This is a genomic window from Bacteroides sp. Ga6A2 (assembly GCF_000702225.1).
In the GTDB taxonomy this organism is placed as follows: domain Bacteria; phylum Bacteroidota; class Bacteroidia; order Bacteroidales; family Bacteroidaceae; genus Ga6A1.
The window spans coordinates 17,912-37,713 of record NZ_KL370873.1; the positions used below are offsets into that span (position 1 = coordinate 17,912).

The 19,802-nt window shown below is 47.6% G+C and carries 18 protein-coding genes; 13 read left to right on the forward strand and 5 right to left on the reverse strand.

Features of this window, described 5'->3' with window-relative positions; all coding sequences use genetic code 11:
* The first annotated feature begins 391 nt into the window (after positions 1-391).
* From T538_RS0114830 to T538_RS0114875, 10 genes are all read left to right on the forward strand, one after another.
* Complete coding sequence (locus T538_RS0114830) at positions 392-1,441, forward strand: Fic family protein (protein WP_031535251.1); 1,050 nt, start codon at positions 392-394, stop codon at positions 1,439-1,441.
* Between the two features lie 19 nt (positions 1,442-1,460).
* A complete protein-coding gene (locus tag T538_RS0114835; RefSeq protein ID WP_031535249.1) occupies positions 1,461-3,050 on the forward strand; it encodes a thiamine pyrophosphate-dependent enzyme in 1,590 nt (529 codons plus the stop codon).
* Between the two features lie 4 nt (positions 3,051-3,054).
* On the forward strand, positions 3,055-3,627 hold the full coding sequence (locus T538_RS0114840; protein WP_031535247.1) for an indolepyruvate oxidoreductase subunit beta: 573 nt from the start codon (positions 3,055-3,057) through the stop codon (positions 3,625-3,627).
* Positions 3,624-4,937, forward strand: coding sequence for an aminotransferase class I/II-fold pyridoxal phosphate-dependent enzyme (locus tag T538_RS0114845; RefSeq protein ID WP_031535245.1), 1,314 nt, complete (start codon positions 3,624-3,626; stop codon positions 4,935-4,937). The genes T538_RS0114840 and T538_RS0114845 overlap by 4 nt, the downstream gene beginning before the upstream one ends.
* A gap of 33 nt (positions 4,938-4,970) precedes the next feature.
* Positions 4,971-6,287: a phenylacetate--CoA ligase family protein gene (locus T538_RS0114850; RefSeq protein ID WP_031535243.1), complete on the forward strand. Its 1,317-nt coding sequence runs from the start codon at positions 4,971-4,973 to the stop codon at positions 6,285-6,287.
* A complete protein-coding gene (locus T538_RS0114855) occupies positions 6,287-6,700 on the forward strand; it encodes a PaaI family thioesterase (RefSeq protein ID WP_031535241.1) in 414 nt (137 codons plus the stop codon). The genes T538_RS0114850 and T538_RS0114855 overlap by 1 nt, the downstream gene beginning before the upstream one ends.
* A 42-nt stretch (positions 6,701-6,742) precedes the next feature.
* Positions 6,743-8,059: a phenylacetate--CoA ligase family protein gene (locus T538_RS0114860; protein ID WP_031535239.1), complete on the forward strand. Its 1,317-nt coding sequence runs from the start codon at positions 6,743-6,745 to the stop codon at positions 8,057-8,059.
* A gap of 12 nt (positions 8,060-8,071) precedes the next feature.
* Positions 8,072-8,500 carry an amino acid-binding protein gene (locus T538_RS0114865; RefSeq protein WP_031535237.1) on the forward strand — a complete coding sequence of 143 codons (429 nt, stop codon included), beginning with the start codon at positions 8,072-8,074 and terminating at the stop codon, positions 8,498-8,500.
* 201 nt (positions 8,501-8,701) lie between these two features.
* Positions 8,702-10,192, forward strand: coding sequence for a succinate CoA transferase (locus T538_RS0114870; protein WP_031535235.1), 1,491 nt, complete (start codon positions 8,702-8,704; stop codon positions 10,190-10,192).
* Between the two features lie 92 nt (positions 10,193-10,284).
* Positions 10,285-10,875 (forward strand): hypothetical protein, encoded by a 591-nt coding sequence (locus T538_RS0114875; protein WP_031541500.1) that lies wholly within the window; start codon positions 10,285-10,287, stop codon positions 10,873-10,875.
* A gap of 52 nt (positions 10,876-10,927) precedes the next feature.
* On the opposite strand, the gene T538_RS18510 is transcribed toward T538_RS0114875, so the two are convergent.
* The 3 genes from T538_RS18510 to T538_RS0114890 form a co-directional block, all read right to left on the reverse strand.
* Positions 10,928-11,164, reverse strand: coding sequence for a hypothetical protein (locus T538_RS18510; protein WP_155993270.1), 237 nt, complete (start codon positions 11,162-11,164; stop codon positions 10,928-10,930).
* Positions 11,165-11,401: 237 nt separating this feature from the next.
* Positions 11,402-11,737, reverse strand: a complete 336-nt coding sequence (locus T538_RS0114885) for a hypothetical protein (protein WP_031535229.1) — start codon at positions 11,735-11,737, stop codon at positions 11,402-11,404.
* Positions 11,738-11,766: 29 nt separating this feature from the next.
* Positions 11,767-14,292 (reverse strand): cellulase family glycosylhydrolase, encoded by a 2,526-nt coding sequence (locus T538_RS0114890; RefSeq protein WP_197025804.1) that lies wholly within the window; start codon positions 14,290-14,292, stop codon positions 11,767-11,769.
* Between the two features lie 73 nt (positions 14,293-14,365).
* On the opposite strand from T538_RS0114890, the gene T538_RS0114895 reads away from it, so the two are divergent.
* Positions 14,366-15,604 carry a dienelactone hydrolase family protein gene (locus T538_RS0114895; protein ID WP_031535226.1) on the forward strand — a complete coding sequence of 413 codons (1,239 nt, stop codon included), beginning with the start codon at positions 14,366-14,368 and terminating at the stop codon, positions 15,602-15,604.
* A 94-nt stretch (positions 15,605-15,698) separates the two neighbouring features.
* On the opposite strand, the gene T538_RS0114900 is transcribed toward T538_RS0114895, so the two are convergent.
* Positions 15,699-16,790 carry a leucine-rich repeat domain-containing protein gene (locus tag T538_RS0114900; protein WP_031535225.1) on the reverse strand — a complete coding sequence of 364 codons (1,092 nt, stop codon included), beginning with the start codon at positions 16,788-16,790 and terminating at the stop codon, positions 15,699-15,701.
* A 306-nt stretch (positions 16,791-17,096) separates the two neighbouring features.
* Between T538_RS0114900 and T538_RS0114905 the strand changes: the two genes are divergently transcribed.
* Both T538_RS0114905 and T538_RS0114910 read left to right on the forward strand, forming a co-directional pair.
* Positions 17,097-18,545, forward strand: a complete 1,449-nt coding sequence (locus tag T538_RS0114905) for a hypothetical protein (protein ID WP_031535223.1) — start codon at positions 17,097-17,099, stop codon at positions 18,543-18,545.
* A 9-nt stretch (positions 18,546-18,554) separates the two neighbouring features.
* The gene (locus T538_RS0114910) at positions 18,555-19,088 is read left to right on the forward strand and encodes a hypothetical protein (RefSeq protein WP_139185368.1); all 534 of its coding nucleotides are present in this window, start codon (positions 18,555-18,557) and stop codon (positions 19,086-19,088) included.
* A gap of 181 nt (positions 19,089-19,269) precedes the next feature.
* On the opposite strand, the gene T538_RS0114915 is transcribed toward T538_RS0114910, so the two are convergent.
* Complete coding sequence (locus T538_RS0114915) at positions 19,270-19,773, reverse strand: hypothetical protein (RefSeq protein ID WP_031535219.1); 504 nt, start codon at positions 19,771-19,773, stop codon at positions 19,270-19,272.
* Positions 19,774-19,802 lie beyond the last annotated feature (29 nt).

The window sequence follows — 19,802 nt, forward strand, 5'->3', positions numbered from 1 at the left end:
ACCTTCTTTCTACCTTCTTTCTACCTTCTTCCTACCCACTATTTTGTATTTACCAAAGGAATATTTAACGTTGTAATTGTTCGTTATGAGTCATCGATGAGCCAAGAACTTTCAATTTTCAACTCTCTCTACCCATTGTCAATTGTCAACTGTTAATTGTTAATTTTCTTTCACTTTTTAACTTACAAACTAAAGAATCTGAAAGTTCATTATCAATTGCCAGCCGTGAGTTATGATTTGTCATTTACAGGTCGCATATTGAATATAAACTGAATATACATTCTATATCTGCATCATTTTTGCAGATTTTGATGCAGATTTTAGGCAAATGATGCAGATTATTAGACAGAAAACAGTATATTTGCGACCGTTAATAAGTGAAAAGCAAATAATGCATCAGTACAATTATACAAGTACATCCAACAAACTTCTGGTTGCTGAAATTGTAAAACTGCTGACAGAATTATACGAATGCAAAGGGCGGCAAGACCTGTACATCGAGAATGCTCCCGAGATTCTCAAATCTCTGATGGATCAGGCACAGTCGCTCAGCGCAATATCGGCATGCAGCATTACCGGCTCAGATATAACCGCCGAGCAACTGCACGCTCTCGCCGAAAACGACATCAACCCTAACGGCAGAGCCGAAGAAGAAGCCATAGGCTACTATCAGGCTCTGACTTCCATCTACGAGGACTACGAGAATATTCCGATAAGCACCGACACAATTTGCAAACTGCACGAGAAACTGTACAGATACACGCCCGGAGTTACAGGCGGAAAACTGAAGCAGAACGACTTTGTAGTTGCCGAAACGATGAAGGACGGAAGCGAAAAGGTTCAGTTCGTTCCGGTAAAGTCGGGCGACACGCGCGACTCCCTTAACACGCTCTGCAACAAGTTTAACGAGGCCATGCAGAAAGGCTCTTATTCGCCTCTGCTGCTCATCCCCATCTTCACGCTCGACTTTCTGTGCATCCGCCCGTTCAAGCACGGCAGCGGAAGAATAAGCCGGCTCCTGACTCTGCTCCTGCTATACAAGCACGGCTTCTTTGCCGGGAAATACGTTAGTCTGGAGAAAATCGTAGCCGAGAACATAGACACCTATCACAGCACGCTGCGCGAGAGTGCCGACGGATGGCACAACAACTCAAACAACTACATGCCGTTCGTACGCTTCTACCTCGAACTGATAAGAACAACATACGAACGCTTTCAGGAGCGCGTAGAACTGCGCCGCAACGGAAAACTGTCGAAGGCAGACAGGGTGAAATCGGTATTCGAGAAAAAAATGGGACGCATAAAAAAGCGCGACATCGCCGCCTGCTGCCCCGACATTAGCATGACAACCATTGAGCGCACGCTTGCCGAACTGCTTGCCAACGGCAGCATAGAAAAAGTGGGAAGCGCACGCGCCACAGCATACATTCTGAAAAAGTAATAATAAAATAGACATACAAATGAAAAAACTTCTTCTTGGCGACGAGGCTGTTGCACTTGGTGCAATACATGCCGGACTGAGCGGTGTCTACGCATATCCGGGCACTCCGTCGACCGAAATTACCGAGTTTATCCAAACAAACAAGGAGGCTAAGGAACGCAACATACGCAGCCGCTGGTGTACAAACGAAAAGACTGCCATGGAGGCAGCCCTCGGAATGTCGTATGCCGGCAAACGCACATTGGTGTGCATGAAGCACGTTGGAATGAACGTGTGTGCCGATGCCTTCGTCAACTCAGCCATAACAGGCGTAAACGGCGGCCTGATTGTACTTGCTGCCGACGACCCTTCGATGCACTCTTCGCAGAACGAGCAGGACTCTCGCTTCTACGGAAAATTTGCCATGATTCCAGTTTTCGAACCGTCTAACCAGCAGGAAGCCTACGACATGATGGCTAAGGCGTTCGACTACTCCGAGGCTATCAAAGAGCCTGTGCTTCTGCGCGTTGTAACCCGACTGGCACACTCTCGCGCAGCCGTTGAGATTGGCGAGGCTCGCAAGCAGAACGAACTGAACCCGTCTAAGGACAGTTGGGTTCTCCTTCCGGGAATTGCACGAAAGAAATACGACGCGCTCATCGAGAAGCAGAGCGAGATGAACAGCGCAGCCGAAAATTCGATATACAACAAGGTTGAAAACGGCAACGGAAAACTGGGCATCATTGCCTGCGGAATTGCCTACAACTACGTTAAGGAAGCACTCAACGGCGAGGCTGCCAACATCCTGAAAATATCTCAATATCCGCTGCCAGAGGCTAAGATTAAGGCTTTGGCCGAGAAATGCAGCGAGATTATCGTGGTTGAAGATGGTCAGCCGGTTGTTGAACTCGACGTAAGAGGCTTGCTCGGCGCAGGATATCCGCTGAAGGGCAGACTCACGGGCGACCTTCCACGCACAGGCGAACTTACTCCCGACAGCGTGGCAAAGGCTCTCGGAAAGCCTTACGGCGCAGTATTCGAGAGCGCAAAGAATCTTGCAGGCCGTCCTCCGCAGTTGTGCCAAGGCTGCGGCCATCGCGATGTGTACAACGCTCTTAACGAGGTTCTTGCAACATATCCCGACTATCGCATCTTCGGCGACATAGGCTGCTACACTCTCGGCGCACTTCCTCCGTTCAAGGCTCTTGCAAGCTGCGTTGACATGGGCGCATCAATCACCATGGCCAAGGGTGCTGCCGATGCTGGCTTCTTCCCTTCTGTCGCAATCATAGGCGACTCAACATTCACACACTCGGGAATGACAGGTCTGCTCGATGCCGTAAACGACAAGAGCAACATCGTGGTTGTAATCTCCGACAATCTTACAACCGGAATGACAGGCGGCCAGGACAGCGCCGGAACAAACAAGTACGAGGCTATCTGCCTTGGTCTGGGCGTTGAGCCAGAGCACGTACGCGTGGTTGTGCCGCTGCCAAAGAACATGGAAGAGATTACACACGTTATAAAAGAAGAGATTGAATACAACGGCGTTTCTGTAATAATTCCGCGAAGAGAATGTATGCAGACACTCCAGCGTCATCTGCGCGAAGCAAAGAAAAAAAACAAGTAACAAGATGAAGAAAGATATCATACTATGCGGTGTGGGCGGACAAGGAATCCTCTCAATCGCAACAATCATAGGCGAGGCCGCAACACAGGCTGGTCTGCATCTTAAACAGGCTGAAGTTCACGGAATGAGCCAGCGCGGAGGAGACGTACAGAGCAATCTGCGCCTCTCTACCGACGAGATTTACTCAGACCTCATCGCCCTTGGCAAGGCCGACGTGATAATCTCTATGGAGCCGATGGAGGCTCTTCGCTATCTGCCATACCTCAGCAAGAACGGAAAGATTGTAACAAGCAGCAAGCCGTTCATCAACATTCCAAACTATCCCGACGAGGCCGAACTGAACAAGGAACTCGACGCAATGCCAAGCGTAAAACTCGACATCGAGAAGATAGCAAGCGAACTGGGCATGGCAAAGGCTGCCAACATGGTTCTGCTGGGCATGGCTGCGCCTTACATCGAGATTGTGTCGGTTGAGCAACTACGCGAGGCTATAAAGAGCATCTTCGCACGCAAGGGCGAGGCTATCGTGAATGCAAACCTTCAGGCGTTTGACAAAGGTGTGGAGGCAGCAAAATGAAACAGACTCCGATAGACTATGAGATTGTAGCCTCAACAATAAGCGAGATGGGGCTCGACGACTTCTCAACGGCTACAATACGCGATATCGCAACCCTTTCGAGAGTTCTCGAAAAGAAAACCGGAAAGCCTTTCATCCACTTGGAGATGGGCGTTCCGGGCCTGAAGCCAAGCAAGATTGGAATGGATGCCGAGGCCAAGGCTCTTGCCGAGGGATGCGCGGCTGCATATCCTCCGAACGGCGGTATTCCAAGACTGAAAGAGGCTGCATCTAAGTTCATAAAGGCATACATCGGCGTTGATGTTGCACCCGAAGGATGCGTAGCCACAACAGGCTCAATGCAAGGCACTTTCGCCGTGTTTACTACAATCCGCCACGCCATTCCCGAAAAGGATACGGTTCTGTTCATCCATCCGGGATTCCCTGTGCAGACAACACAATGCGAGATTATCGGGCTGAAGACGACAAGTTTCGACATTCACGACTTCCGAGGCGACAAACTAATTGCCAAGATGGAAGAGTTCCTGAAGAAGGGCAACATCGCCGCCATCGTATATTCAAACCCTAACAATCCGTCGTGGGTTTGCTTTAACGAGGACGAACTGAAGGGCATTGGCGAACTGGCAACAAAATACGACACCATCGTGCTCGAAGACCTTGCATACTTTGCAATGGACTTCCGCCACGACCTTTCGCACCCTTACGAAGCACCTTATCAGGCTTCTGTGGCACGATATACCGACAACTACATTCTGTCAATCTCTGGCTCAAAGGCATTCAGTTATGCCGGACAGCGTATTGGCGTAAGTTGCATATCAAACAAACTGTCGGCAAGAGTATTCCCTGCCCTACAGAGGAACTTCGGCGTGGGCGCATTCGGAAAATTCTTCTACGACCGCGTTATGTACACGCTTTCGAGCGGCGTTACACACTCAACACAGCACGCCATGGCTGCCATGATGGAGGCTGCCTGCGACGGCACGTTCAACTTCGTTGCCGAGGTGCGCGAGTACGGACGCAGAGCCGAGTTCATGAAGAAGGTTCTGCTTGCCAACGACTTCTATCTGGTTTACGACAACGACATGGGCGCACCGCTTGCCGACGGATTCTACTTCACAGTTCAGTATCCGGGCATGACCGACATAGAACTTAGCAAGGAACTGATGTTCTATGGAATTGCCGTGTTCCCTCTCGACACGATGGGAAGCACGCAGCAGGGCGTGAGGGTGTGCACATCGTTCATCACGCAAGAGCAGTTCCCTCTGTTCGAGGAACGCATCATAGAATTCAGACAAAATCACAAAATTTGACAAAACTAACTCTCTTAATCTCACTCTTAAAAAATGATCTGGAATAAGGCAAAAGAAACAATGTCGCGCGACGAGATGCACGATTTGCAGGGCAAGCGACTTGTAAAGCTGGTAAAGTATGTCTATACCAACGTGAAATTCTATCGCGAGAAGATGCAGGCTTTGGGCATCGAACCGGGCGATATACACGGCATTGAAGACATAGTTAAACTTCCGTTTACTACAAAGCAAGACCTCCGCGACAACTATCCTTACGGACTTCAGGCTGCTCCGGCAAGCGAGATTGTACGCGTGCATGCCTCATCGGGCACAACAGGAAACCCTACAATCGTGGGCTACACTCAGAAGGACATCGAGATATGGGCTGAATGTGTGAGCCGATGCCTCGGCGCAGCCGGCATGTCGAAAGAAGACACCTTCTCGGTATCTTACGGATACGGTCTGTTTACCGGCGGACTGGGACTTCACTACGGCGTTGAGAACATCGGCGCGGCTGTAGTTCCAACATCAACCGGAAACACAGAGAAGCACCTGCGCCTGATGCGCGACCTGAAGATTACCGGAACGGCTGCAACACCTTCGTACATGCTCTATCTTGCCGAGACAATGGAAAAGATGGGCATAAAGAAGGAAGACCTCTCGCTGAAGGCTGCCCTCTGCGGCGCAGAACCTTGGACTGAGAACATGCGTCAGGAGATTCAGAACAAACTGGGACTGAAGATGTTCAACATCTACGGTCTGAGCGAGGTTCTTGGTCCGGGTGTATCATACGAGTGCGAATGTCAGAACGGCTCGCACATCTGCGAAGACCACTTCTTCCCTGAAATCATCGACCCCGACACTCTCGAGCCGCTGCCTTACGGACAGCAGGGCGAACTTGTGTTCACAACCCTTACAAAGGAGGGAATGCCGGTTTTGCGCTACCGCACACGCGACATCAGTTCGCTAATAATAGACGAGTGTCCGTGCGGCAGAAAGAACATAAAGATGGGCTCAATTATGGGTCGCTCGGACGATATGCTCATCATCCGAGGCATCAACGTGTTCCCATCGCAGGTAGAGAGCGTAATCCTCAGTCTGCCTGAGTTCGAGCCACGCTACATGATTATCGTAGACCGCGTAAACAACCTCGACACAATTCAGGTTCAGGTTGAGGTAAGAAAAGAATTCTACTCAACCGACACGGTTAAGGAACTCGCCCTGAAAAAGAAACTCGCAGCCAAGTTGCAGAGCGTCATCGCCATCAAGGCTGACATCAAGATTATGGCTCCGGGAAGCATCGAACGCTATCAGGGCAAGAGCGTGAGGGTGATTGACAACCGCGCAATAAAGAACAAATTCACGAAGTGATGACTTTATTGGAAAGACTTAATAAATTCGACCGATTCGCCGCCTCTAACGGCATCAGGATAACTCACATCGAAGAGGGATTCGCCAAGGCGGAGATGGACGTCGAAGAACGGCACTTAAACGGAGCAGGCGTTTGCCAAGGTGGAGCAATATTCACCTTGGCCGACCTTGCCTTCGCCGCCGTTTCGAACACACACGGCGCAATGAGCGTGGGAATAAGCAACAGCATAACCTACCACAAGTCGGCAAAACTGGGCGACCATCTCACGGCTGAGTGTACCGAGGTGTTCGAGCATCACAAACTGCCGTCGTGCAGCATGATGGTGCGCAACCAAGACGGCACGCTGATAGCATCGGCCACCGGACTTGCATACAGCACCAAGGCACAGATGGAGGTTGACGGACTTATGTAACTCACATTTTTTACTATAATTTAATACCAGAAAACTATAAACATGGATGTAAATTCAGAATTCCTTCACCCCGACAAAGAAACGCTTTCGAGGGAAGAGATAAAAGCACTCCAGCTTGAACGACTGAAAGCAACAGTAAAGCATTGCATGAACTCGGAATTTTACAAGAAGAGATTCGAGGAAGCCGGCATCACACCCGACGACATCAAGACTCTCGACGATATCCGCAAAATTCCGTTCACAACAAAGCAGGATTTAAGAGACACCTATCCTTTCGGAATGAGAAGCGTTCCGCTGGAGAAATGCGTCCGTCTGCACTCATCGAGCGGCACAACGGGCAACCCGACGGTAATCCTGCACACGCAGAAAGACCTCGACGAATGGGCTAACGCCGTGGCACGATGCCTGTGGATGGTTGGCCTACGCCCCGACGATGTGTTCCAGAATTCATCGGGCTACGGAATGTTTACCGGCGGACTGGGCTTCCAATACGGAGCCGAGCGACTGGGAATGCTTACCGTTCCGGCAGCAGCAGGAAACACGCTACGACAGATTAAGTTCATAACCGACTTCGGAACAACGGCAATACATGCCGTGCCATCGTATGTAACTCGCATCAAGGAGGTTATGGACGAACTTGGCATCGACCCAAAGAAGGATACAAAACTGAAACTTCTCGCCATAGGCGCAGAGCCGCACTCTGAGGAACAGCGCAAGAAGATTGAGAAAATGCTCGGGGTAAAGGCTTACAACTCGTTTGGAATGAGCGAGATGTGCGGTCCGGGCGTGGGCTTTGAATGTAAGGAGCAGAACGGACTCCACTTCTGGGAGGACTACTACATCGTTGAGATTGTAGACCCAGAGACCCTCGAACCTGTACCCGACGGCGAGATTGGCGAACTTGTGCTCACAACCATCAACCGCGAGGCTATGCCGCTGCTGCGCTATCGCACGCGCGACCTTACGCGAGTTCTGGGCTACGACTGTCCATGCGGCAGAAAACACATCCGCATAGACCGCATGAAAGGCCGCTCGGACGATATGATGGTGCTTCGCGGCGTAAACATCTTCCCTATCCAGATTGAGAAGATTCTGATGCAGTTCAAGGAACTCTCTACCGACTATCTCATAACCCTCACCACCGACAACGACAATGATAACATGACCGTAGAGGTGGAACTCGACCAACTCTTTACCGACGATTACACTCGCCTGCAATCGCTCACAAAAGAGATTACGCGCCGCCTGAAGGACGAGATTCTGCTAACCCCAAGAGTAAAACTCGTGCCCAAGGGAACACTGCCTAAGAGCGAGGGCAAGGCCGTGAGAGTGAAAGACTTAAGAACCGTTTACCAGTAAAATACAAGTATTATGACAGTATTACAGTTATCAATCTTTATCGAGAACAAGAGCGGAACGCTTCTCAAGGTTCTGAAACTGCTGAAAGAGGCACAGATACAGATTATCGCATCGACCATTGCCGACACGCTCGACTACGGCATCTACCGCATCATCTGTAGCAACCCTACCGAGGCTTACAAGATTCTGAAAGAGTCGGGCATAAGCGTTGCCCTGTCGGATGTGTTTGCCATCAGGCTGAACGACCAGCCGGGACGCGCCGCCGATGCCATAGAACTGTTCTCGAACGAGGGAATATCGATTGCCTACATGTATTCGTTCCTTCTGGGCAACCACGGAATTCTTGTCTTCCGCACCGATAACGCCGAGCGCGCAAAGGAAGTAATCATACTTAACAAACTCGATTTTGTGGCAGACAAGAATCTGGCAGAAATGAAATAATATACAATCAAAAGAGAATACTTTTGCAATTATTCTGCATAAAAACACTCTCGATTGCATATCAATATTATAATAATTCAAAATTAAGCACATTGGCACAAAAAAATGCGTTTTAATATGCATTTTTTTGTGCCAATGTGCTTTTATTTAAAAATTTGATATAATTTTGCACTCCATAATAATAAAAAAACATTTGTGAATATGAAGTATCCAATTTTAACAGCCGAAGAGGCTGCATCCCTTATCAAGAACGACTACACCATTGGTATTGGTGGATTTTCATCTGTTGGAACGCCAAAGGCAATTCCGTCGGCACTGGCAAAACACGCTCAGGCGCTGCACGAGAAAGGCGAAGAATTCAGAGTTGGATTGATAACTGGAGGTGCAACCGGAAAGCAGATTGACACAGAACTGTCGCTTGCCCACGCTGTAAAGTTCAGAACTCCGTTCCAGAGCAATAAGGATATGCGCGCAGCCATCAACAGCGGCGAAGTGCAGTACTTCGATGTTCACCTTTCAATGATTGGTCAGGACGTAAACTACGGCTTCCTTGGCAAAATTGACGTTGCCATCGTTGAGGCTTCAGACATAACAGAGGACGGCAAGATTATCCTCTCAACATCTGTAGGTATCTCGCCTACCCTCGTAAAGGTTGCCGACAAGGTTCTTATCGAACTTAACGCATCGCACACAGGCAAACTTACAGGAATGCACGATATCTACATCCCTGAGATTCCGCCTTACCGCAAGCCAATAAACATCGTAAATCCGGGCGACCGCATCGGTACAACCTACGTTGACGTAGACCCAAAGAAGGTTCTTGGCGTTGTTATGACCGACTGCCGCGACAATATGGCTCCGTTCACTCCGCTAAACGAGGAGACTCAGACCATCGGTAACCTTGTTGCCGACTTCCTTGTAAAGGAACTGAAAAACGGCGGCATTCCAAAAGAATTCCTTCCATTGCAGAGCGGCGTGGGCAACGTGGCAAACGCTGTGCTCGGCGCACTTGGCGACAATCCTGAAGTTCCGGCATTCTCAATGTTTACCGAGGTTATCCAGAACTCTGTTATGGACTTGATTATGAAGGGCAGATGTAACTATGTTACAGGTTCTTCACTCTCGCTTACAGAAGATGCGCTTAACATGATGTACGACAACATGAACGTATTCGGAAACCGCGTATTGTTGCGTCCTCAGGAGATTACAAACCATCCAGAACTTATCCGCCGTATGGGTATCATTGCGCTCAATACTGCGCTCGAAGCCGACATCTTCGGAAACATCAACTCTACCCACGTTAGCGGAACAAAGATGATGAACGGTATAGGCGGTTCGGCCGACTTTGCACGAAACGCTTACCTTTCAATCTTCACCACTCCGTCAACAGCCAAGGGCGGACTTATATCAAGCATCGTGCCAATGGTTACGCACACCGACTCGTCAGAGCACAGCGTTCGCGTAATCGTTACAGAGCAAGGTGTTGCCGACCTTCGCGGAAAGAGTCCGTCGCAGCGTGCACGCCTCATCATCGAGAACTGCGCTCACCCAGACTACAAGCAACTTCTGTGGGATTATCTGAAGTTGTCTGAGGGTAAGGGATTGCACACTCCTCACTCTCTCCAGAACGCATTCAAGATGCACATCGCTCTTGCCGAGACTGGCGATATGCGCAACTGCAAGTTTGCTTAAACTATCCGACCGATATAAATTTTCACATAATGCCCTCAGAAGTTTCTCTAAGAATTTCTGAGGGCTTATTTTCCTAAATAACATTCAACCTAATGAAAAAACTTCTTTTTATCGTCACGCTATTCATCATGATTTCATGTTCAAACAGTCAGAAACAGAATGATGGAAACCAAACTACTATTTGCGAGAGAACAGACACCACGGAAATGCCTGAAACTACTAATGCCGTTCAAAAAGACCAAGATGTTATTTCACGCATCAAACACATTTATTCAGTTATTTTTAACAACAAAGAAAATTATGCTTTAGAGAAGAGTTTTTATTCTAAAGAATTCCATACAATCAAGAAAGAAGGAGATATTCTGTTCAAAGAACTATGGGGACCAGACTGTTATTTTTGGACACTTTCACAAGATTGGAGCGATAATTCAGTTCTGAAAGAAGCAAGCATTGCAAAAGTAAAAAACGATACTGCCGTTATAGTAAAATGCGTTATGGATATTACCGTTGGAAATGACATGGAAGATGAAAAATATCACAATCACACGCTTTACATAACAATGATAAAAGAAGACGGCGTTTGGGTTGGCGATGACTGTACAGACGGCATTTTTTCATACAAACAATGCAGTTTAGACAATATAAGACAACAGAAAGAAGAAATAATGAAAGACGAAAAATAACATCTTACAAGTTCGAAAAGCGGCTCTAGTTGAACCGCCTTTCGCTGTTTTTTTACTTTTTCTTCCTATCTTCGAGGTACTCGTCGCGACCAGCAAACAAATCGCTTCCTACAGCTCCACTTCTGTATAAGAACATTACGGAGTCGTTGTATTCTATGCTTGAATATTCGGAGGACTCTACATGCCTTTTCCATACATCCTTTGGGGTGTTATGCAAAGGAATATCGTATAAATACGTTCCCAAGCCAACCCACTTATACAAGATTTCAATAGATTCGCCAGATTCCATCCGTTGAATATCACATGAATCAGTATAACCCTTTTCCCGGCAATACGACGCAGCCCAACATTTATTCTTTAAACATATTCCCTTACAGCCCGCTTTCCATATCAGCTTCTTTATCAGCTGCAGTTCCGAGTCGTCCAAACCGATATTGGCACACTCCGCAGAATCGGGAAAACTGTTGTTATACGGATGGAAAAAGTCGTACTCAATATTGACTGAGCACGAGTCGTTTATGGCTTTCTAGGCATAATCAGCAAGTTTTAAGATGTCGTCCTTATTGTCTTCGTAGTGGTCTTCCATCTCATAGGCAATAGGCTTCTTTTTATATTCTGTAAAATAAAAAGCCAAAAAGAACATTACAATATTAAGCAAGTGCAACCCCAACACTATTTTGCGCCACCGATATTCCTCCAAAAGGGTATATATAAACGACATAAACGCAGTTAAGGCTACGAACAGCATCAATGGCAAGAGAACAAACACTGCAAGTAAGACGAAGGAATCATCATATACAACAGCAAATATGAAGAAAGTAACCAGCAATGTCGGTACAATATTCAGAATAAAATTCCGCATAGAGTTTTATTTTTTTCGGTACTTACAAATTACTTTACTGGATTAACCGCCGAGATACTCTTTACGGCGATGCTCGCCTTGTCCGACTGCGGTTTAAGGCAGACAACGAGCGATGTTATATCTTTTGAAATGAGCGGTTTTCCGTAGAGTTGAGGCATGGCGTATGCAAACGTAGGATAGCCGTCGCGCATAGGCTTCAGAGCCTCTTCGCGGAACAGTTCGAACGGAACGGTAATCTGCTCGGCCCCTGCGCCCAGTTCGGTCTCGGCGGTGTAGAAGCCCCCGTCGGCGGTGTAAGCCTGCCATTGCAGCGTGATGCTCTCCGAGAGTCGCTCGCACCTGAGTTGCACAGCCTCGAACACACGAGGGCGGCAAGCCAACTTATCGGCTATCTGGAGCAACATTCCGGCAGGACGTTTGTAGTCGGCGACGTTGTCTATTCCTATCTGAAGGGCATCGCGCAGATAGACAAAGCGGCAGCCCTTCTGCCAGCGCATCTGAAAGGCATCGATATCCGTGAGGGCGTTGTACAGTTCGGCAGGAGAATCGGATTTTACCACCTCGGTGCGACAGACATCGCGCGTACTGAAATCCCATTGGTGCGGGTCTTTGGCGATGCCCGATGGATAAGCCACCGACTTGCCGTCGGCAGTTTGCAGAACCACGCTGTACTCAATCACGCCTTCTTCTGCAAGAATATTATTACCTATGTTTACCGAATATCCGTAAGGATTCCCGACCGTTTTCTGCATCTTCAGACGGAAATAACGTCCGCCCTTAATCGAGCCGATGAGCCACACTTCCGACAGATTCTTCTGCGAAACCGCGCCTTCGGAATTCTGAAGAGGAAGGGCGATATCTGCCTCGACAGAAAGACTTCTGCCCACCTCGACGGTTTTCGGCGAGCGAATAACGACTTTGGCATCGGTAACATTGCTTGGACATTGCTTGAATTCCGCAAGTTTCTGAATATCAGCATCCGGAATATCTCCGCTGCCCAAAAGCCAACGACCGGGATAAACGCTGAATGTTCTGCCCTCAGCCTTTCCTGCCGAAGCCTCAACGCCGTCGTTAAGCACGAGCGGACGATAAGCAAAGCCGTCGCCAAGCGCATCGAGCGCGACGGTAATTGGCAGCCAATGGCTCTGGATTACCGACACGGTGCGCTCCGCCGAGTTGTGGTTGGTAAACGGATTGTCGCACAGCAAAGCATCGGGATAGACTTCGAGAAGCCAGAGTCCGCCGGCAACCTTCTGAAGGAAATATGCGCCCGTTCCGCCGTAGCGTACAACCGAGCTGCTGCCCACGCCCGCAACAAGCGCAAGACTGTCGGCACAGACGGGCTTCACGGCTCTGTCGGCAATGCTGCGAGTGTAGGCAAAAACCGTTGGAGAGTTGTAGACCGTAACGTCGTTGCGACTGTCTACACTGCAATATCCAAACGTGTTGCTCTGCGGAAAATCGGGGAACTTCTGCATAGACTTGGTATCGGCAAAGACCTTGCCGGCAATCAACATTCCCACAGCCTTAGAGGGTGTGAAACAGAGATTAAGATAGTGCGTGTTGTAATCGGTATTTACCGGTGCTTCGAAGAAAGGGTCGTAGGCAAACTGCGTAGCCCACTGAAATCCAGCCTCGCGGAAGGCGCGCGCCATTGCCGGATACATGTAACTGCCAAGCATATCGGCAGAATCGAACTCGTAAATCCACTTTAGTTTGTTGGCAAAACGTTTGTCAGCAGCAAACGGAATGTTGTAGTGCGCCACCAGCGGAAGTCCATTCTCGCCTCGCGGCTCACCGCTGCACAACCCGAGCGGATACCACTGCATCGTAAAGCCGTCGGCGTTAGACCGAAGCGTGGCATCAGCCTTCTGCACATTCTCGCTGATGTTGTACAGAACAGGTTTCTTGAATCCGCTGCTCTTGATAGCCTTTACCATGCGCGTGATGTAAGCCGTCACCTGCTTGTCGGTCAGCGCATGCTCGTTAGGCTCGTTGTTCACCTCGATGGCAACAACGGCAGGCTCAGTAGCGTATGTGTATCCGGTGTATCGGTTCTTGTGCTTCATAAACTGTTTCAGATAGTTCTCCATTGCCTTTATGCTCGGCTCATGCAGAAGAATCTCGCCCTTGCCCTTCTTGTTGCTGAATCCCGGCTGGGAGAGGTCGTCGGGCTCGGGCCATCCGTTGCCCCAAAAGGCAATGGGCGTTAGGGTTACGTCGATGCCGCGTTTCTTCATCTCGGCAACGGTATAGTCGAGCAGGTCGAGATGTTCATTTTCAATCAGATTTCCGTCGCCGTCGCTTATCTCAACATCCCAAACGTGTATGCGATAGGCGTTCATACCCATACGCCAGATGTGATATACATCGCGGCTGATGGCTTCCTTTGCATCTTTTCCGAGGCGATTATGAACGCGGTATCCGTGGGCGAACGGCGCGCAGTAGTTTACTCCAAACCATGTTTTTCCGTCGCGATAAAGCGGTTGGCTGATGACATCGGCTGATGAAAGAAACATCATCACAACAGCCGACAAAATTGTTAGTTTTTTCATTGTGTTCGAATTTCGGGTAAAGTTAAGCATTTTTTTACTACTTTTGCTCATAATTTAACAAAATCAGAAAAATATGCTTTTCAGAAATTTATTTGCAACTACACTACTACTGAGCATCGCACTTTCGGTCTCGGCACAGCGCAAGAAGCCGCATGTTCCGGCTCCGAGCGGCGATACTTGCTTCGAGATTAAGAAGGCAATGCCGCTGTTCTATCAGGAACTGAAGAACGACCTTAAATATCCGCTGGCATGGCGAAACGCCAAGAAGGGAACGAAGTTCAAGGCATGGCACAATGCCGCCTATGCCGAACTGATGAAGAACCTTCAGCCCGAGACGCCAACCGTTGCGTTCGGCTCGCGCCCATACGGTCAGCCAATAAACGTCGAGGCAAAGAGCAGCGCGACCGATGCTAACGCGCGCTTCAGTTACAGCATAGCGAAACTCGAATTCAGCATAAGCAAATATTCGAGGGCGAAATCATATCTTTTCGTGCCAAACGGCGAAGGTCCGTTTCCAACGGTGGTTCTGTTTCACGACCACGGTGCATCGTTCGACATTGGCAAGGAGAAGATGTGCGACCCTTCGTACCTCTCCCTTCCACAGAAGACCGACAGCGTGGCGCGCGACTGGTGCCACCGATGCTACGACGACCAGTATGTTGCCAATTTCTTGGCTGAACACGGATATGTTGTCTTCGTAACCGATGCGCTGATGTGGGGCGACCGCCGCGCCGAGTGCGGAACGGACTACGACGTTCAGCAGGCACTATCGGCAAACCTGTTGCAGATGGGAACATCGCTGGGCGCAACCATCGCGTGGGACGACATTCACACCATCGATTTTGTGTCTACCCTTCCGCAGGTTGACAAGAGCCGCATAGCGGTGATGGGCTTCTCTATGGGCTCGTTCAGGGCGTGGATGAGCGCGGCGGCAAACCCTAAGGTTGCGGCGTGCGTTGCCGTGTGCTGGATGAACACAACCGACCAGCTGATGACGCTTGAGAACAACCAGAACAAGGGCGGCTCTGCCTATTGCATGCTCATTCCGGGGCTTGTCAGAAAGATGGACTATGCCGATGTGGCAAGCCTGATTGCGCCACGCCCCGTGCTGTTTATGAACGGTGCAAACGACAAGTTGTTTCCGGTGAACGGCGTTACGCGCGCCTATCAGATTATGGACGATGCGTGGACGGCAGCCGGAGCAAAAAACAACTTCGAGAGTTTCATAAGCAACGGTCCGCACTTTTTCAGCAAAGAGATGCAGCAGAAGGCTCTTGACTTCTTCGACAAGCATCTGAAAAACAAGAAATAACGTTTTCTCTGAAAGATATTACGCCCTCGCAAGTTTCGGATTGCGAGGGCGTTTTTATAGAGTTTTCAAAATCAAATAAGGGTAAAAACAAATTTTATTCCCTGACTATTTTACAATATTCCAGCAACAATTCGTCAACCTTTGCATCACTTGGCACATAGTATACACATTGTTGGTCTGCTAAACTCATCAATCCATCAACAACGTGAAAATTGGTTAAATCCTTTACTCCGATATGCAATTCACTCACATTAGGACAATCGTATATCGATGACCTATTTATTTGTTTAAGACTTTTGGGGAGATGGATACTCTTAACCTTTGTACTGCCACATATGGCATTACTCTCAATCGCCGTAACTCCTTCTGGAATAACAAGATTATGCGTTTCTATTGCAGACGGACACTTTATCAAACTTGTCATATCTTTGTTGTACAACATTCCATCTTTTGATGCAAAATACTTGTTATCTTCTGCCACTTCTATTTTTGAAAGAGAAATACATTCATCAAGCACATAACTATTTATTATTCTTACACTTGCAGGTATGAAAATAGACTTTAGTTTAGTACAACCTTCAAAAGCATTTTCTCCTATAAAATCAACATTCGGCGAAATGGATACCGACTCCAACGAGGTACAGCCCTTGAAGGCATACCACTCTATACTTCTCACAGAATCGGGCATCTTGACAGAAGTTATATGACTGCAACCATCAAAAGCATAATTGCGGATTCTTATTATACCTTCTGGCACTACATATTCACCTACTGTATCTTGCGGCACTTCGTGCAAAGTTGTCTTGCTGTTCCGCTCATAAGGGGCTTTCTCTAAAAGATAGTAATTGTATTCTTTTTTCAGAAAGTCAACTTCACTAAGATAGCTTTCATACAAATCACTATTTTTCAATCTCTCAAAGTTGAGGCGATATAGTTCGCACAGTCTATCGGAAGGAGTCCAATCAAACGGACGTCTTTTTGTATCTGCATAATAGTGAAACAGCTCTTCAATATAATATAACATATAGGCATATTCGAATGCCGAAATATCATTATTTTCCAATATCGACGTAAAGTCAAACTCTAAACGACGAAAAAGCTTATCAAATCCAATCTCCTCACCATAACGAATAATACTCCCAAAAGTTCGTGCTTGATTATGTCCAGCTTCTTCCCCCCCATTCATAGTTTTTCTCAAAATACTCACCATAGCCAAAGAGAAAATCCCTGACTTCGTTTCGTTCTATTGCCTGTAAATATTTGTTCATACAAATCTTAGCTTCATTTTATATTTTCCCAATTAAATCCGTAGAAGAATTTAACTTTCTGGCAAAAATACTAACTATTGGGTAAAGCAACAAAAATCGGTTACACATTATATATTGAAAATATCCTAAAAAAAGTTAAAATTAACATCAGCAGAAAGACATTAGTCCATATTCAGAAGAAAAAGATATAACTTTGCGCACTGAATTAGAGACAAAAAAGAATCATGAACAAAACAATTTATTTACTACTACTTTTACTGTGCAGTACTGTAAGCCATGCGCAAGTAACTGCGCGTGTGGAATTTCCCTACCGCGAATACAAAGACACATACACCACTCCGATGGGCGAGTATGGCGTGCTTGAACAAATGTTCGACAAGAAGACACAGGACGACAAGCGATGGTTCAAAATCATGCACTACAACACCAACCTCAAACTGGTGGCAACAGACTCGATGCTGATTAGCAAGGACATGGAATTATACACCTGCGAAAGTGACAGGGAGATATGCTACAGCATACTGCGCGAGAGCGACGACTCGTTCCTGATTGTTGCCTACAACACCAACACCCACAAGACCAACGTTATTGAGGGCGAATACACGCACAAAGGCTCGATGCGCAGCCTCTGCATAGAAAACGGATATCTGGTGTTCAGCTCGACACAGAAGAAGATTGAGCGCATAGGCATAGTAAACCTGAAAAACGGCGACACGAAATACAGCGACATCCACATCGACGGAGTGCGCGACAAGAAAATCTTCATTCTCGAAAACACCATCATCGACGGCGAGATAAACTCACTCGTTAAGGTAGAAGAGAATGTCTATCTTATGCGATTCGGACTCGACGGCAGCACACGCAGCCGCATACTGCTCACAAAGGACATGAAGGAGTACATCTGCAACGCGTCGGTGTCAAAGTCGGGCGGAAAATACTTTCTTACAGGAACTTACACCAACAAGAAGGAAGGAATGGCGCAAGGCATCTATTTTGCCCAGCTCGAAGGAGACAAGTTTAAGTTCATAAAGTTCTACAACTTCCTGAACCTGAAGAACTTTACAGAATACATGAGCAGCAAGAAGAAGGCTAAGGTTGAACGACGCAAGGAGAAGGCCGAGAAGAACGGCAAGGAATACAGCCTAAACTATCACATTGCAAGCCACAAGATAATGTCGGAGAACGGCTATTACTACTATCTGGGCGAGGCTTACTATCCTACATACACCACCACGCGCGACGGCTTCGGAGGTGTCTACGCTACGTTCAACGGATATTTCTACACACATGCCATTCTTGTAAAGTTCGACAATCAGGGAAACATTGTGTGGGACAACTGCTTCAAGATGGAGCCTCGCGAAAAGCCTTTCTTTGTAAAGGCATTCGTTTCGGCAAGTCTGAAGGGCAATAACGTGAGCACCGTGTTTACCGACGGAAAGCGACTTACATCAAAGTTGTTCCGCAACTCGGACGGCGAGGTTGTAAAAGACCGTAACACCGAGATTCTGGAGACCATTGGCGACGGCGAGAGCATAAAAAGAGCCAGATACACAGACAGCATGCACTGGTACGACGAGAACTTCATAGTACACGGCAACCAGACGGTAAAGAACAGCAAGACAAACGAGCGCCGCCGTGTCAGATACATAAGCAAATATACAATCAAAGAATAATACAAGACGATGAAAACGAGCAACAGACAAGCAATCTTGCGCCTTTTTGCGATGGCAATGTTCATTGGCTTTGCACTTAGCGGCAAGGCACAGGCCTTCGACGGCGACGACGACTTCAAGCTGCACGTCGGCTATCTGAACTTCGGAAAGCAGCACGGCGGCGAATTTGGAGCAGACTACGGATTTTCCGACCATATGTCGATAGGCATTGCAGCGCGCGTGGTTGAGCCATACAACGACGAATACGGCGAGAAGAACTACGTCGACGGCATGGACGGCATTTTTACGCTAAAATATCACTTTCAGGAAACGCTGAAACTGCCTTCTAAACTCGATTTTTTCGTAGGAGCACAGGCAAGTTTCTTCGGCAGCACCGGACTGAATGCCGGCATTTGCTATAACTTCGGCGAGGTGGTAGGAATCTATGCCCGAGCCGAACGCAACCTGTTCGAAGCATGGCATATGAGACTGGAAGACGACTTTCCGTTCAAGAACAGATGGGGCTTCAGCGCAGGACTCACATTCAATGTTGATTGGTGGTAACAACAACATCCGTTAGCAGAAAGTTTTTTGGATTTAATTATGAATAGGAACCCGCCTTCGCATCATCTCCTAATGACTTGCGAGGGCGGAATTTTTTTACAAGGACTTGATTTTTGTAAATGTCGGTCTCGGTGATGCAAGAAGCCGAAGCGAGTGTCATTTTGTTAAAAAGTATTTGATATTAAATAACATACACGCCGTTTTCATCTAGTTCTATTAGCCACTTGCCGTCTTTATATATCGGCTTTATTGGGTCTACGTCGAAGATGAATTTGTCTAACTTGCGACGCTTGCGATAGATTTCGTCAAGGTCGGAGAGGGGAACATCTAAATTTGGCATTTCATACCGCATCGACCCATCTGAAAATCCAAAGAATTTTGCAGCCTCATAAGACTCCGGAGATATACAAAACAGTTTGTCATTACAAACGTTGTATGAGTGTACAAAGAACTCAAAGCCCTTATACTTGCAATATACGTTCGACTCGAAGCCTCTTGTATGGGCGATGTCTTTTATTGGCAAGAAATATTCAAAATCATAAAATTCCTTTTTGAACCCATACTTTTCTGCAAGAATCGAGTTTCTTGTAGTATACCCCCATCCTAATTCAGGATACGTGTCCATTTTCAGCAATATTCCGTCTAAAAAAGCATAGTTACACCAACGAATTATCCTTATTTCCATATTTTTATTTTATTATTTTTTTTAATATC